This is a genomic window from Vallicoccus soli (assembly GCF_003594885.1).
Taxonomy (GTDB): Bacteria; Actinomycetota; Actinomycetes; order Motilibacterales; family Motilibacteraceae; genus Vallicoccus; species Vallicoccus soli.
Genome location: NZ_QZEZ01000005.1, coordinates 261,258 through 275,129 on the forward strand (window position 1 = coordinate 261,258; position 13,872 = coordinate 275,129).

The 13,872-nt window shown below is 77.0% G+C and carries 14 protein-coding genes and 1 pseudogene; 11 read left to right on the plus strand and 4 right to left on the minus strand.

Going from position 1 to position 13,872, the window contains the following annotated elements; all coding sequences use genetic code 11:
• Window positions 1-43: 43 nt before the first annotated feature.
• Both D5H78_RS12495 and D5H78_RS12500 read left to right on the plus strand, forming a co-directional pair.
• The gene (locus D5H78_RS12495; RefSeq protein ID WP_119950811.1) at window positions 44-559 is read left to right on the plus strand and encodes a cysteine dioxygenase; all 516 of its coding nucleotides are present in this window, start codon (window positions 44-46) and stop codon (window positions 557-559) included.
• Window positions 556-1,008 (plus strand): rhodanese-like domain-containing protein, encoded by a 453-nt coding sequence (locus D5H78_RS12500; protein WP_218566553.1) that lies wholly within the window; start codon window positions 556-558, stop codon window positions 1,006-1,008. Before D5H78_RS12495 ends, D5H78_RS12500 begins: the two co-directional genes overlap by 4 nt.
• Here the strand turns inward: D5H78_RS12500 and map are convergent.
• A complete protein-coding gene (map, locus tag D5H78_RS12505) occupies window positions 992-1,762 on the minus strand; it encodes a type I methionyl aminopeptidase (RefSeq protein ID WP_119950812.1) in 771 nt (256 codons plus the stop codon). The genes D5H78_RS12500 and map overlap by 17 nt on opposite strands.
• A gap of 79 nt (window positions 1,763-1,841) precedes the next feature.
• Between map and D5H78_RS12510 the strand changes: the two genes are divergently transcribed.
• Window positions 1,842-2,126 carry a helix-turn-helix domain-containing protein gene (locus D5H78_RS12510; RefSeq protein WP_119950813.1) on the plus strand — a complete coding sequence of 95 codons (285 nt, stop codon included), beginning with the start codon at window positions 1,842-1,844 and terminating at the stop codon, window positions 2,124-2,126.
• Between the two features lie 16 nt (window positions 2,127-2,142).
• Here the strand turns inward: D5H78_RS12510 and D5H78_RS12515 are convergent, their stop codons facing one another.
• Window positions 2,143-2,640, minus strand: a complete 498-nt coding sequence (locus D5H78_RS12515; protein WP_119950814.1) for a MarR family winged helix-turn-helix transcriptional regulator — start codon at window positions 2,638-2,640, stop codon at window positions 2,143-2,145.
• A gap of 39 nt (window positions 2,641-2,679) precedes the next feature.
• Here D5H78_RS12515 and D5H78_RS12520 point away from each other — a divergent pair, with 39 nt between their 5' ends.
• A complete protein-coding gene (locus tag D5H78_RS12520; RefSeq protein ID WP_119950815.1) occupies window positions 2,680-3,759 on the plus strand; it encodes a DMT family transporter in 1,080 nt (359 codons plus the stop codon).
• A gap of 134 nt (window positions 3,760-3,893) precedes the next feature.
• Here the strand turns inward: D5H78_RS12520 and D5H78_RS20555 are convergent.
• Window positions 3,894-5,903 (minus strand): annotated as a pseudogene (locus tag D5H78_RS20555) (glycogen debranching N-terminal domain-containing protein); the annotation flags it as partial.
• Between D5H78_RS20555 and D5H78_RS12530 the strand changes: the two are divergent.
• The 7 genes from D5H78_RS12530 (at window position 5,846) to D5H78_RS12560 (ending at window position 12,354) form a co-directional block, all read left to right on the plus strand.
• Window positions 5,846-6,925 (plus strand): LacI family DNA-binding transcriptional regulator, encoded by a 1,080-nt coding sequence (locus D5H78_RS12530; protein ID WP_119950816.1) that lies wholly within the window; start codon window positions 5,846-5,848, stop codon window positions 6,923-6,925. The pseudogene D5H78_RS20555 and the gene D5H78_RS12530 sit on opposite strands and share 58 nt — an antisense overlap.
• Window positions 6,926-7,008: 83 nt before the next feature.
• On the plus strand, window positions 7,009-8,259 hold the full coding sequence (locus D5H78_RS12535) for a sugar ABC transporter substrate-binding protein (RefSeq protein WP_119950817.1): 1,251 nt from the start codon (window positions 7,009-7,011) through the stop codon (window positions 8,257-8,259).
• 145 nt (window positions 8,260-8,404) lie between these two features.
• A complete protein-coding gene (locus D5H78_RS12540; protein WP_119950818.1) occupies window positions 8,405-9,433 on the plus strand; it encodes a carbohydrate ABC transporter permease in 1,029 nt (342 codons plus the stop codon).
• A complete protein-coding gene (locus D5H78_RS12545) occupies window positions 9,430-10,326 on the plus strand; it encodes a carbohydrate ABC transporter permease (RefSeq protein WP_119950819.1) in 897 nt (298 codons plus the stop codon). Before D5H78_RS12540 ends, D5H78_RS12545 begins: the two co-directional genes overlap by 4 nt.
• A 442-nt stretch (window positions 10,327-10,768) precedes the next feature.
• Window positions 10,769-10,987 (plus strand): translation initiation factor IF-1, encoded by a 219-nt coding sequence (gene infA, locus D5H78_RS12550; RefSeq protein ID WP_119950820.1) that lies wholly within the window; start codon window positions 10,769-10,771, stop codon window positions 10,985-10,987.
• Between the two features lie 10 nt (window positions 10,988-10,997).
• The gene (locus D5H78_RS12555; RefSeq protein ID WP_119950821.1) at window positions 10,998-11,402 is read left to right on the plus strand and encodes a hypothetical protein; all 405 of its coding nucleotides are present in this window, start codon (window positions 10,998-11,000) and stop codon (window positions 11,400-11,402) included.
• Between the two features lies 1 nt (window position 11,403).
• Entirely contained in the window at window positions 11,404-12,354 is a 951-nt protein-coding gene (locus D5H78_RS12560; protein ID WP_119950822.1) for an aldo/keto reductase, read from the plus strand.
• Here the strand turns inward: D5H78_RS12560 and D5H78_RS12565 are convergent.
• Window positions 12,289-13,863, minus strand: a complete 1,575-nt coding sequence (locus D5H78_RS12565) for an ATP-binding protein (protein WP_119950823.1) — start codon at window positions 13,861-13,863, stop codon at window positions 12,289-12,291. The two genes, D5H78_RS12560 and D5H78_RS12565, sit on opposite strands and share 66 nt — an antisense overlap.
• Window positions 13,864-13,872 lie beyond the last annotated feature (9 nt).

Below are 13,872 nucleotides of genomic sequence, written 5' to 3' on the forward strand. Positions count from 1 at the left end.
GGGAAGGGACCATGACCGACCTCCGCACGACAGCGCCCGCTCCATGACCGCCCTCGACCCCGGGCCCAGCCTGGGAGCGGCCCTGCCCCACGGCCCGGGCGCCCCCTCGCCGGCGGACCTGTCGCGGCTGGTCCGCCGCCTCGCGGCCGAGCAGGACCTCTGGCGCGGGGCGGTCCGCTACGACCCCGACCACCGGCACTACGCCCGGGTGGCGACGGGGACCGGGTACGAGGCGTGGCTGCTCACCTGGCTGCCCGGGCAGTCCACGGGGCTCCACGACCACGGCGGCAGCGCCGGGGCCTTCACCGTCCTGCGCGGGGCCCTGCGCGAGCTGTCGCCGCGGGCCGACGGGCTGCGCACGCGCCTGCGCGAGCGGGTGCTGCAGACTGCCGCCGTGCGCACCTTCGGCCCGGACCACCTCCACGACGTCGCGGCGCTCGACGGCCCCGCGGTCAGCCTGCACCTCTACGGTCCCGCCCTGACGACGATGACGCGCTACGCCCTCGTCGACGGGGTCCTCCGCGTGACCGCGCGCGAGGGTGCCGGGAGCGACTGGTGACCCGGCCGCCGGGCGCCCGCAGCATCGACGAGGTGCTGGCCGCGGCCCGCGAGCGGTTCGACCGGATGGAGCCGGCGGCCGCCCCGGACGCGGTGGCGGCGGGCGCGCTGCTCGTCGACATCCGCCCGGTGGGCCAGCGCGCCGAGCACGGCGAGGTCCCCGGCGCGCTCGTCGTGGACCGCAACGTCCTGGAGTGGCGGCTCGACCCGCAGGGCTCGGCCCGGCTGCCCGTGGCGTCGTACGACCGGACCGTCGTCGTCCTGTGCCAGGAGGGCTACAGCTCCAGCCTCGCCGCGGCCGACCTGCTGGAGCTGGGCGTGCCGGCGACCGACGTCGTCGGCGGCTACGCGGCGTGGCGCGCCGCGGGCCTGCCCGTGGCGGGGGCGCCGGCCGGCGGGGACGCCGCGGCCGGCGACGCCGGGGAGCGGGGGGTCACGGCGCCGCGGTGAGGACCTCGACCCCGTCGTCGGTGACGGCGATGGTGTGCTCGCTGTGCGCGGTCAGGCAGCCGGTCGCGCTGCGCAGGGTCCACCCGTCGGGGTCGGTGACGAGCTCGTCGGTGTCCGCCATGACCCACGGCTCGAGGGCGAGCAGCAGGCCGGGGCGCAGCCGGTAGCCGCGGCCCGGGCGGCCCGTGTTGGGCACGTGCGGGTCCTGGTGCATGGTCGAGCCGACGCCGTGCCCGCCGAACTCGGTGCTGACCGGGTAGCCGGCCGCGTGCAGGACGCTCCCGATGGCGTGCGAGACGTCGCCGAGGCGGACCCCGGGCCCCGCGGCGGCGATGCCCGCGGCGAGGGCGCGCTCGGTCGCGTCGATGAGCGCCTCGCTCCCGGCGGGCCGGGCGGTGCCGACGACGAAGCTGACGGCCGCGTCCGCGACCACGCCGTGCAGGGACACGGCGAGGTCGAGGGTCAGCAGGTCGCCGTCGGCCAGCTCCCGGTCGTGCGGCAGCCCGTGCAGCACCGCGTCGCCCACGGAGGTGCAGACGTAGTGGCCGAAGGGGCCGCGGCCGAAGGAGGGCGCGTAGTCGACGTAGCAGGACTCGGCCCCGGCCTCGAGGACGGCGCGCTGCACCCAGCGGTCGACCTCGAGGAGGTTGGTGCCGACCGTGCAGCGGCTGCGGCACTCCTGCAGGACCCGGGCGACGAGCGCCCCCGCCGCCCGCGCGCGCGGCAGCTGGCTGCGGTCCAGGATCTCGATCATGGGGTGCCCGCCTTCGGTCTGGGACAACGGTCCCGGTAAGACTATCCCGGTACGGGAGTCCCGGTACTACCATCCCGGCATGGTCAGGCTCCCGCTCACCCCCGCCGAGGTCGAGCGCGGCCGCCGCCTCGGCGCGCTCCTGCGCCGCGCGCGCGGCGACCGCCCGATGCTGCGGACCGCGCTCGACGCCAGCGTGTCGCCCGAGACCCTGCGCAAGATCGAGTCGGGGCGCGTCGCGACCCCCGCGTTCCCCACCGTCGCGGCGGTCGCCGAGGTGCTCGGGCTGTCCCTCGACGCGCTGTGGACGGAGGTCAACGCGCCCGAGGGCGGCACCGGCGCCCCCGGTGGGCGCCTGGCCTCCTAGGGCCGCCCGGACCGGGCTAGGCCCGCGGGTCCTCGAGGCGCGCGAGCCAGCGTCGCAGCAGGTCCTCGAGGAGCCGGCGGTCCTCGGCGGACAGCCCCTCGAGGAGGCGGTGCTCGTTGGCCATGTGCTCGGTGACGGCGGCGTCGACGACCTCGACGCCGCGGGGGGTCAGGGCGACGACCCGCCCGCGGCCGTCGACGGGGCTCGGGCGGCGGACCACGAGCCCTGCGGCCTCCAGCCGGTCGAGCCGCTTGGTCGTGCCCCCGCTCGTGACCATCGTCGCGGCGGCGAGCGCGCCGGCCGAGCGCTCGTACGGGGGCCCGGCCCGGCGCAGCGCCGCCAGCACGTCGAAGTCGCCCTCGCCGAGGCCGTGCCGGCGGAAGACGGGGACGAGCTCGTCGGTGAGGGCGGCGGCGAGGCGGTGCAGCCGCCCGATCACCCCCTGGGGCGAGACGTCGAGGTCGGGGCGCTCGCGGGCCCACTCCGCCTGGATGCGGTCGACGCGGTCGCTCATGCCTCGACAGTACCTTCCCCGTCAGGTACTTTCGCTTCCGTGGAAGGTACCTGGCGCTGGAGCGCCGTCGCCGCCGTCGCGCCGGTCACGTGGGGCGCCACCTACTACGTGACCGGCCAGGCCCTGCCGACCGGCAGCCCGCTCTGGGGCGCGGTCCTGCGCGCCGTCCCGGCCGGCCTGGTGCTGCTGGCCCTGCGGCGGCGCCTGCCCGCCGGGTCGTGGTGGTGGCGCTCCGCGGTCCTCGGCACCCTCAACACCGGCGCCTTCTTCGCGCTCGTGTACGTCGCCGCCCAGCTGCTGCCGACGAGCGTGGCCGCGACCGTCATGGCGACCTCGCCGCTCCTGCTGCTCCTGCTCGCCTGGCCGCTGCTCGGGCGCCGGCCCGCGGCGCTGCCGCTCGCCGGCGCGGGACTGGGGCTCGCGGGCGTCGCGCTCCTCGTCGGCGCCGGCACGGCCGCGCCCGACCCGCGCGGGGTCCTGGCCTCGGTCACCGCGCTGCTCATGGCCTCGCTCGGGTACGTGCTCGCCGCCCGGTGGGGCCGCGACCCCGCGCTCGTCGCGCCGGACGTCCTGTCCGGGACCGCGTGGCAGCTGCTGGCGGGCGGCCTGGCGCTCGTGCCCGCCGCCGCCGTCGTCGAGGGCGCCCCGCCCGCGCTCGACGCTCCTGCGGTCGCCGGCTTCGCCTTCGTCTCCCTGGTGGCGACCGCCCTGGCCTTCTCGTGCTGGTTCGCGGGCCTGGCGCGGCTGGACCCCGGCACCGTCGGGCTGCTCGGCCTGCTCAACCCCCTCACGGGGGTCGCCCTCGGCACCGCCCTGGCGGGGGAGCGCCTCGGGCCCGCGCAGGGGGTCGGCGTGCTGCTCGTGCTCGCCGGCGTGCTCGCGGGGCAGCCCGCGGCGGCCCGCTACGCCAGGCGCCGTCCGTCGCGGTCGAGCCGCACGGCGACCGGCTCGCCGCCGAACCGCAGGCCCTCGACCTCGAGCGCACCCACGGGCGACGGCGCGAGCGGTTCCACGCCGAGCGTGCCGGCGGGGGCGTCCGGCCGCAGCCCGAGCACCGCGCCGAGGACGGCGACCCCCGCCGCGGCCGACCACGCCTGCGGGCGGCAGGCCGCCGGGTAGGGGACCGGGCGCGGGACGTCCGCGCGCGCGTCCCCGCCGAACAGCTCGGGCAGGCGGTGGTCGAACGCCTCGCCCGCCGCGAGGAGCGCGTCGACGACCAGGGCCGCCTCGGCGGAGCGCCCCGCGCGCGCCAGCCCGGTCAGCACGATGGCGGTGTCGTGCGGCCACACCGACCCGCCGTGGTAGCTCAACGGCGCGAAGCCGCCCGACCCGGAGGCGAGGGTGCGGACGCCGTACCCGCTGAGCATCCGCGGCGACACGAGGCGCTGAGCCAGGACAGCGCTCTCCCGCTCGTCGAGGAGCCCTGTGCCGAGCAGGTGCCCGACGTTCGAGGTGAGGGTGTCGACCGGGCGCCCGTCGGCGTCGAGGGCGATCGCCGGGTACGGCCCCTCCTCGTCCTCGACCCAGAAGCGCGCGCGGAAGCGGGCCGCGAGGTCGTCGGCCCAGGCGCGCCAGCGGTCCGCGCCCGCCCGGCCGTGCGCCGCGAGCAGCGCGGCACCGCCGACGGCCGCCTCGTAGGCGTACCCCTGCACCTCGCACAGCGCGATGGGGGCGCGGGCGAGCGAGCCGTCGCGCCAGCGCACCGAGTCGCCCGAGTCCTTCCAGCCCTGGTTGGACAGGCCGCTGCCCGTGCGGTCCACGTAGTGCAGGAAGCCGTCCCCGCCGCCCCCGTGCTCGACCATCCACTCCAGCGCGGCCTCCGCCGCCGGCAGCAGCGCCTCGACCTGCGCCGCCGGCATGCCCCACCGCCAGGCGTCGTGCAGGAGGCACACCCACAGCGGGGTGGCGTCGACCGTCCCGTAGTACACCGGCGGCAGGCTCAGCACCGCCCCCTCGTGGTCGCCGACGACCTCGAAGGTGCCGGCGCGGACCTCGTGGAGCACCTTGCCCGGCTCCTCCGCGGTGGCCCCGTCCACCCGCCGGCCCTGCCGTGCCGCGAGCACGCGCAGCGTGGACGCGGCGAGGCCGGTGCCCAGCGGGAGCAGCATGCGGGCCGCCCACAGCGAGTCGCGGCCGAAGAGCGTGAAGAACCACGGCGCCCCTGCGGCGAGGAACGCCTCGTGCGGCGCGTCGACGGGGGCCATGCGCAGCCCGGCCAGGTCGTCGAGCGAGCGCGCGAGCAGCGGGGCGAGGCGGCTGTCGTCCGCGCGCACCCGGGGCACCGACCACTCCGGCGCGGGCGAGGCCGGCGCCGTCACCACCGCGCCGGGGTCCTCGGCGGTGACGGCCCAGCGCAGCAGGGCCTCGCCGCGGGCCGGGAGGCGCACCGCCCAGGTCGCGGTGCCCGCCGCGCCGTCGACCTGCGCCCCGGGGGCCTCGAGGGCGACGCGGGCGCCGTCGCGCTCCCAGGCCAGCCCGGGGCCGGGGGAGCGCAGCTCCTCGCGGCGGCCGCCCTGCTTCACGACCTCCATCGGGGACAGGTCGCAGGCCACGGCGAGCGCCACCTCCGTGACGACCTCCCGGGCCGCCGTGCTGCGCAGCAGCACCTCCTCCTCCACCCGCCCCGGGCGCACGCGCCGTCGGCGCTCGACCCGCACCGTGGGGTCCGGGCCGGGGTCGCCGAGCCGGCGGGCGAGCGCGACGAAGAGCACGTCGTCGGCGGCGTACGGGACCGTGGCCACGTGCTCGGCCTCCTCCCCGTCGAGGAGCAGGACCGCCCGCGAGAGCACCCGCAGGTCACCGTGGTACGCGCCCTGGGCGCCGGAGGCCCGCACCTGCCCGTCCGCAGCGCTCCACACCTGCGTGGGCGCGCGCAGCGCGGCCACGAGGTCGTGCAGGAGCGGCTGGAGCGGTCGCTCCACGGCGGTGCCGGCGGCGGGCGGGCGGGCGTCGAGGTCGGGCACGGGTCCTCCGGGGCGTCGGGGCTGGTGGTCGGCTGGTCCTGCGGGCCGGGCGTCGCTGCAGCGCGCGGCGGGCGGCTGCGGGGCGGCTGGGGCGTCCCCCACGGCGGCCCGAGCGGCTCCTGCTTGACAGCCGTGCGGGGCTGGCGTCACCGTAGCCCTACCCCTTTGATCGATCAAACGCCACCGCTCGCCAGCGTTTGATCGATCAAGGCAGGCGTCGAGGAGGACGAGGAGGTGGGCCGGTGAGCCAGGGGACGGCGCCCGGGCGGGCGACGCTGCAGAGCGTCGCGCGGGCGGCACGAGTGTCGCGCCAGACCGTGAGCAACGCGCTCAACGCGCCGCACGTGGTCTCCCCGGAGACCCTGCAGCGGGTGCTCGCCGCGGTGGACGAGCTCGGCTACCGCCCCTCCCGCGCGGCCCGCCAGCTGCGCACCCGCCGCTCGCACACCCTCGCGATGCGGCTGGACCCGTTCCGCGACGGGGTGAACGGCTCGGTGCTCGACCGCTTCCTGCACGCCCTCGTCGAGGGGGCGCAGGGGGCCGGCTACCGGGTCCTGCTCTTCACCGCGGAGGACGACGCCGGCGAGCTCGAGCGCTACGCCGAGCTCCTCGAGGCCTCCGACGTGGACGGCTTCGTGCTCACCGGGACGCACGCCGGCGACCCCCGGTCGGGCTGGCTCGCCGAGCGGGGGGTCCCGCACTCGGCCTTCGGTCGGCCCTGGGACGACCCGGCGGCGCCGCTGCCCGACGCCGAGCGGGGGGCCGGCTGCTGGGTCGACGTCGACGGGGCGGTGGGCACCCGTGCCGCGGTGGGGCACCTCGTGGCGAGCGGGCACCGGCGCATCGCCTTCGTCGGCTGGCCCGCCGGGTCCGGCTCGGGCGACCTGCGGCGCTCCGGCTGGCGCGAGGCCTGCGCGGAGCGGGGCCTCGAGCTCCCCGACCACTACGACGTCGCGGTGCCCGACGGCGTGGACGCGGGTCGTGCCTCGGCAAGCGCTCTCCTGACGAGCGCCCTCCCGCCGACCGCCATCGTCTGCGCCAGCGACTCGCTCGCCCTGGGGGTGCTCGCGGTGGCCGCCGAGGCGGAGGGGGCGGGCGGCCTCGGCGAGGGCACCCCCGCGACGGCCGTCGTCGGCTTCGACGACACCCCCGCCGCCGCCGCGGTCGGCCTCACCAGCGTCGCCCAGCCGCTCGCCGAGGCGGCCCGCACCTGCCTGGACCAGCTCCTCGCCCAGCTCGACGAGGGCGCCAGCCCCTGCCCGCCGCGGCTGCTGCCGCCCGAGCTCGTCGTGCGCCGGTCGACCCGGGGTGCGCGCCCCTGACGACCGGCAACCCGCCGCAGCACCGCACCGACCACCCTGCCGGGCCCCGGCCCCGCACCCACGTCCCAGCACCGGAGGACCCCATGACCGCACACCGCCGTGCCCTCGCCGCCGCCGCGACCGCCACCGCCCTGACCCTCGGGCTGACCGCCTGCGGCGGAGGGAGCGGCTTCGAGGACGAGGGGTCGGGGTCGGAGGCGCAGCAGACCGGCCCCGCGACCCTGCAGGTGCTCATCGCCTCGAGCGGCGACGCCGAGACGCAGGCCGTGCAGTCCGCCGCCGACGCGTGGGCCCAGGAGACCGGCAACGAGGTCGAGGTCGTCGTCGCGCAGGACCTGCCGCAGCAGCTCGCCCAGGGCTTCGCGGGCGGCAACCCGCCGGACGTGTTCTACGTCGACGCGGGCCGCTTCGCCGACCTGGCCGAGGCCGGGTCGCTCGAGCCGTACGTCGACCAGGTCGAGGACGCCGACGACTTCTACCCGACCCTGCGCGAGGCCTTCACGTACGAGGACGAGGAGTACTGCCTGCCGAAGGACTTCTCCACCCTCGCGCTGCAGATCCGGGAGGACGCCTGGCAGCGGGCCGGGCTCACCGACGCCGACGTGCCGACCACGTGGGACGAGCTGCGCACGGTGGCCCAGCGGCTGACCACCGGCGGGCAGACGGGCCTGGCGATCGGCGACACCCGGGACCGGATCGGCGCTTTCCTCGTGCAGAACGGCGGATGGGTCCTCGGCGACGACGGGCAGGTCACCGCCGACAGCCCGGAGAACGTCGAGGCGCTCGGCTACGTCAGGGAGCTCCTCGACGCGGGCGTCGCGAAGTACCCGTCGCAGCTCGACGCGGGCTGGGGCGGCGAGGCGTTCGGCACCGGTGGGGCGGCCATGACCATCGAGGGCAACTGGATCCGCGGCGCCATGGCCAACGACTACCCCGACGTGGAGTACCGCGTCGTGGAGCTGCCGGCGGGGCCCGCGGGCAAGGGCACCCTGCAGTTCACCCAGTGCTACGGGGTCGCGGCCGCCTCCGACGCCAAGGAGCAGGCGGTCTCGCTCGTCGAGTCGCTGACGAGCACCGAGCAGCAGCTCGCCAACGCGGAGGCGTACGGCGTCATGCCGTCGCGGGAGTCCGCGCGCGCGGAGTACGTCGAGCAGTTCCCGCAGGACGCGCCCTTCCTCGCCGGCTCGGAGTACGGCCAGGGCCCGGTCAACGCCCCGGGCGTGGAGAGCGTGCTCCTCGACTTCGACTCGGCGCTGCAGCAGCTGCCGGGCGCCGAGCCGCAGCAGGTGCTGCAGCAGCTGCAGGCCAACCTCGAGTCCGTCGTGGGGGAGTGACGTGACCGTCGTCCCGCCCGGTGCGGCGCGGGCCGGGGGTGCGGCCCCGGCCGCGCCGCCGCCCGCGCCCCGGACCCCCCGCCGTAGCGGCCGCACGCAGCGGGCCCAGCGCGAGGTCGCCGGCTGGTCGTTGGCGGCACCCGCGATGGGGATCCTCGGGCTGTTCCTGCTCCTGCCCATCCTCATGGCGCTCTGGGTGAGCCTCACGTCGTGGGACGGGCAGGGGAGTCCCTTCACCGGCGACGTCGGCTTCGTGGGCCTGGACAACTACAGCCGCCTCTTCCTCCAGGACGGCCTCGTCCGGCGCGACTTCATGACGAGCCTGCGCAACAACGCCTGGTACGTCCTGCTGGTCGTCCCGCTGCAGACGGTCTTCGCGCTGGCGCTGGCGCTGCTGCTCAACCAGCGCCTGCGCGGGCGCGGGTTCTTCCGGACCGCGTTCTACTTCCCGTCCGTGACCAGCTCGGTCGCCATCAGCCTGGTCTTCCTCTTCCTCTTCACCGGGTCCGGCACGGTGAACGCCCTGCTCGGCCTCGTGGGGGTGGACGGGCCGACCTGGTTCGCGGACCCCCGCGGGACCGTCCACCTGTTGGGTGACGCGCTCGGGCTGTGGGACGCGGGGTCCCCGCCGTCCTGGCTGGCCGGCACCACCGTCGGCGGCCTGAGCCTCTGGGAGTGGGTCGCGGGGCCGAGCGTGGCGCTCTGCGCGATCATCGCCCTCGTCGTCTGGACGACCACCGGCACGTTCATGCTCATGTTCCTCGCCGCCCTGCAGGACCTGCCGCACGACGTCACCGAGGCCGCGCTCGTCGACGGCACCAACCGCTGGCAGCGCTTCCGGCACGTGGTCCTGCCGCAGCTGCGGCCCACGCTGTTCCTCGTCCTGACCCTGGGGCTCATCGGCACCTGGCAGGTGTTCGACCAGGTGTACGTCATGAGCCAGGGCAACCCGGCGAAGACCACGCTCACGCCGGCGTTCCTGTCCTACCTGTACTCGTTCCGCCAGAACGAGTGGGGCCTCGGCGCGGCGATGGCCTTCGTCCTCTTCGTCATCATCATCGTGCTCACGGCGCTGCAGCGCTTCGTCATGCGCGACCGGGACGACGTGCGCGAGCGCCGCGAGCTGCGCGCCCAGCGCCGTGCGGGGCGCCGCACCCAGGGGGCTGCGCGATGAGCACGGCGGTCCGCACCACGTCCCGCACGCCCGCGGCGGCCGCCGGCCGCCCCCGCCCGCGCCCCTCCCGGCGGCGCGGCTGGCGGGCCCTGGGGTACGCGGCGCTCGTCGCCGTCGCGTTCCTGTACCTCTACCCGTTCCTCGTCCAGCTCGTGACGAGCGTCAAGACCGACGCCGACGCCACCCAGGACCCGCTGGCCCTGGTGCCCGACCCCCTCACCTGGGGCGCCTTCGAGCGGCTGGCGCAGACCGACTTCCCGCTCTGGTTCACCAACTCCGTCGTCGTCACCCTCGTCGTGACGGCGGGGCGGGTCCTCTTCTGCTCCCTCGCCGGGTACGCGCTCTCCCGCATCGACTTCAGCGGGCGGGCGGGGCTGTTCGGCCTCGTCCTGGCCATCATGGCCGTGCCGCCGGTCGTGCTGCTCATCCCGAAGTTCCTCGTGCTCAACCAGCTGCAGCTGTACGACACGTACGCCGCCCTCATGGTCCCGCTCATGGCGGACGGGGCCGGGATCTTCATCATGAAGCAGTTCTTCGACCGGATCCCGGTGAGCATCGAGGAGGCGGCGCGCATCGACGGTGCCGGCACCCTGCGCACCTTCTGGTCCGTCGTCCTGCCGATGGCCCGGCCCGCCGTCATCACCCTCACGATCCTCGCGTTCCAGGCGTCCTGGAACGAGCTGCCCCACTACATCGTCGCCTCGCAGGACCCCGACCTCTACACGCTCACCAAGGGCGTCGCCTCGCTCACGAGCGGTCAGCTCGGGTCCGGCAACCAGTTCCCGCTCACGATGGCCGCGGCGCTGCTCATGACGATCCCCGTCGCCGTCGTGTTCGTCGTCTTCCAGCGGTTCTTCGTCACCGGCGCCAACGAGGGCGGCGTCAAGGGGTGACGCCGGCCACGCCGCGCACGCCCTCCTGCGCGCCCTGTCGTGCGTGAGGGGCACCCCGAGGCGCCGCGGACCCATGAGGGGCACCCTCAGCAGACTCGACTCTGCTGAGGGTGCCCCTCATGCGGCCGGCCCGCCTGGGGGTGCCCCTCATGGGACGCCCTCGGCGACGGGGGCGTACCGGGTGCCGCGCCGGGAGCGTGCGCTGCGTCACACCCGCCCGCCCGGCGCGTGGCGGACCCGTGGCCGGGAACAACCGGCGGCGCTACGCTGCTGAGGACAGTGGTGCCGATCGACTGGCGGCACCGTCGGGCACCGGGACGGCGCGCAAGGGCGCCTGGGCCGGTGCCGGAGGGCGCGGGCCCGTCCCGCGTCGTTGCGCCCCCGCCGGGGGCGGTCGCGCCGGCCGCACGGGCCGGCCCGGAGGACGTACGGAAGGACCTGCATGCCGAAGACCGACGCCATCGAGGTCGAGGGCACCGTCACCGAGGCGCTGCCGAACGGGATGTTCCGGGTGGACCTGGCGAACGGGCACCAGGTGCTGGCGCACCTGTCCGGGCGCATGCGCCGCCACTACATCCGCGTGCTGCTCGAGGACCGCGTCGTCGTGGAGCTCAGCCCCTACGACCTGACCCGCGGGCGGCTCGTCTACCGGCACAAGTGAGGGGGCGCCGGTGAGCACCCCTCCCGTCGGGTCGACCGACCTGCTGTTCATCGCCCCGCCCGCGGCCCCCGCGGGCGAGGCCGACGGGGCCCCGGAGGCGTACGACGCCCCGGTGCGCCCCCCGCGCTCGCGCCGCACCCGCGCCCAGAGCGGCCCGGGCGGGCCCGAGGGCCCCGAGCCGACCGGCCCGCGCGGCGGCGCCGGCACCGGGCCCGCGCTGCGCATGCTCAAGGGCGCGCGCCAGGCCGCGGCCGGCATGAAGGTGAGCGACGACCAGATCCGCCGCGTGCTCGACGACCCGCAGGACGTCGGGCCCGACCCCAACCAGCCGCACCGCACCCGCCTGCAGCGCGACGGGCTCGTCGTGACGACCGGGCAGGACGGCATGATCCTGCGGGTCGCGCGCAAGCGCTGACGTGGCGCTGCGCACCGGGGTCGGCCTCGCGGCGGTCGCCCGCCCGGCGTACATCACGTCCGGCCGCGCGCACGACCTCGGCGCCTCCCGCTCGCCGGACGAGCTGCGCCGGCGCACCTGGGTCGTGCTCGACGCCGCCTACGCGGCGGGGGTGCGCTACGTCGACGTCGCCCGTTCGTACGGGCGCAGCGAGGAGTTCCTCGCGCAGTGGCTCGACGAGCGCGGGGCGGACGACGTCGAGGTGGGCTCCAAGTGGGGCTACCGCTACGTCGGCGGCTGGCGCGTGGACGCGGACGTGCACGAGGTGAAGGACCACGCGGTGGGTGCCTTCCACGAGCAGGTCGCGCAGACGCGCGCCCTGCTCGGCGACCGGCTCGGGGTCTACCACGTGCACTCCGCGACGCTCGACACCGGCGTCCTCACCGACCGCGCGCTGCACGAGGCGCTCGCGCGGCTGCGCGACGAGGGCGTGCGCGTCGGCGTCTCGACCTCGGGCCCGGCGCAGGGCGACGCCGTCCGGGCGGCTCTCGACGTGGAGGTGGGCGGCGCGCCGCTGTTCACCTCGGTCCAGTCGACGTGGAACCTCCTCGAGCCCTCTGCCGGCCCCGCGCTGGCCGAGGCGCACGCGCGCGGCGCGCGCGTGATCGTCAAGGAGGTCGTCGCCAACGGCCGGCTCGTCCCGGGCGGGGGCGACGCGAGCCCGGGCGCCCGCCGCGCGGCGGAGCTCGCCGACGGCCTCGGCGTGCCCGTCGACCGGCTCGCCGCCGCGGCCGCGCTGGCCCAGCCGTGGGCCTGGCGGGTGCTGTCCGGTGCGGTGCTGCCCGGGCACGTGCAGAGCGCGGTGGCCGCCGAGGCCGTCACGCTGCCGCCGCACGTCCTCGACGCGCTACCAGGGCTCGTCGAGGAGCCCGGGGCCTACTGGGCCGCCCGGTCCCGGCGCGCCTGGTCCTGACCCCCCGGGTCCCGAGGCGCCGTCCCCGGCGCCGAGCAGGGCGCGGGTCATCGCGTTGCGGGTGTCGAGCAGCTCGTCGAGCGCGGCGTCGACGTCGGCGCCGCTGACGTCGAGGGCGCCCTGCCCGCCCGCGTCGCGCCGGGCCGCGAGGACGGCGGCCCGGCGCAGCAGCTCCTTGAGGAACGACGCCGTGACCCCCTCCGTACGGGCCGCGGCGCGATCGAGCGCGCCCGCCTCGACCCGCAGCGACCCGGTGTAGAGGTCGAGCAGCGCGCGGCGGGCCCGCTCGTCGGGCAGCCCGAGCTCGACCGCCTGGTCGACCCGTCCCGGCCGGGCGGCCAGCGCGGGCTCGAGGACGTCCGCCCGGTTGGTCGTGAGCAGGAACACGACGTCCGCGTCCTCGGCCAGGCCGTCCATCTCGTTGAGCAGCTCGAAGAGCAGGGGGTGCTCGCCCGGGTGCATGCCGCGGTCCTCGGCGATGAGGTCGACGTCCTCGACCACGACGATCGACGGGGCCAGGGCGCGCGCCACCGAGGCGGCGGTCCCCACCATCGACAGCGCGCCGCCGCTGAGCTGCACGACGGTGGTCCCGGGCGTACGCCCCACGAGGTAGCGCACGGTGTGCGTCTTGCCGGTGCCCGGCGGGCCCCACAGCAGCAGCCCGCGCTTGAGGTGCTGCCCGCTCGCCACCAGCCGCTCGCGCTGCTCGGCGACCACGACGACCTGCCGCTCGACGGCCTCGAGCACCTCCTCCGGCAGCACGAGCCGGGACCGGTCCAGCACGGGACGGGGCAGGAACGTCAGCAGCGGGCCGCCGCGGCCGAAGACGTCGCCCCCGAACGCCAGCACCTGCCCGCGGAAGACGTTGTGCTCCAGCGCCAGGCGCCGCACGTCGGCCAGCGCCGCCGCCCCGGCACCCTCCTCGGTGGACAGGGCCTGCACGACGACGCCCTCCTGCATGCCGTGCGGCTCCGGGCCCCGCACGAGCAGGACGGTGCGGGCGCCGGACGCCTCCTCGACGAGCACGAGGCCGCAGCGCACGCAGGGACGCACCTCCCCCGAGGGGCCGGTGGCCAGGTTGACCGTCGCCAGGGGCCCCGGGCGCGGCCCGTGCTCGCCCCACGGGGCCGACAGCAGCTCGCCGAGGCCGAAGTCGGTGTGCTGGAAGCCGCTGACCCCGACGACCTCGTGCCGGCGCCCCGGCTCGGCGAGCCACGCGTCGAGGCCGGCCTGCACGTTGACGTGGTCGTACGGCGCCCAGGCCTCCGTCGCGACCGCGGCGCCGCCGGGCAGCGGGCCGAGGTGCGCGCGGACCGCGCGCTGCAGCGACGGGGCGAGGTCCGCGCGGGCGGTGCGCACGACCCGCCGCAGGGCCCGCCGACCGAGCCGGGCGACGTCGGCGAGCTCGAACGGCCCGTCCTGGGCGCGCTCGCCGGCCTCCACCGCCTCCGCGGGCACGGCGGTGAGGGGGGCGTAGGAGCCGTCGTAGGTCGTCCAACCGCGCTGCACCCGCGCAGC

Excerpts from the sequence above, each read along its gene's own strand:
- D5H78_RS12535 (WP_119950817.1), top strand. The coding sequence starts at position 7,009 with ATGACCGCACACCGCCGTGCCCTCGCCGCCGCCGCGACCGCCACCGCC.
- D5H78_RS12495 (WP_119950811.1), top strand. The coding sequence starts at position 44 with ATGACCGCCCTCGACCCCGGGCCCAGCCTGGGAGCGGCCCTGCCCCAC.
- D5H78_RS12515 (WP_119950814.1), bottom strand. The coding sequence starts at position 2,640 with ATGAGCGACCGCGTCGACCGCATCCAGGCGGAGTGGGCCCGCGAGCGC.
- D5H78_RS12510 (WP_119950813.1), top strand. The coding sequence starts at position 1,842 with ATGGTCAGGCTCCCGCTCACCCCCGCCGAGGTCGAGCGCGGCCGCCGC.
- D5H78_RS12545 (WP_119950819.1), top strand. The coding sequence starts at position 9,430 with ATGAGCACGGCGGTCCGCACCACGTCCCGCACGCCCGCGGCGGCCGCC.
- infA (WP_119950820.1), top strand. The coding sequence starts at position 10,769 with ATGCCGAAGACCGACGCCATCGAGGTCGAGGGCACCGTCACCGAGGCG.
- D5H78_RS12540 (WP_119950818.1), top strand. The coding sequence starts at position 8,405 with ATGGGGATCCTCGGGCTGTTCCTGCTCCTGCCCATCCTCATGGCGCTC.
- map (WP_119950812.1), bottom strand. The coding sequence starts at position 1,762 with ATGATCGAGATCCTGGACCGCAGCCAGCTGCCGCGCGCGCGGGCGGCG.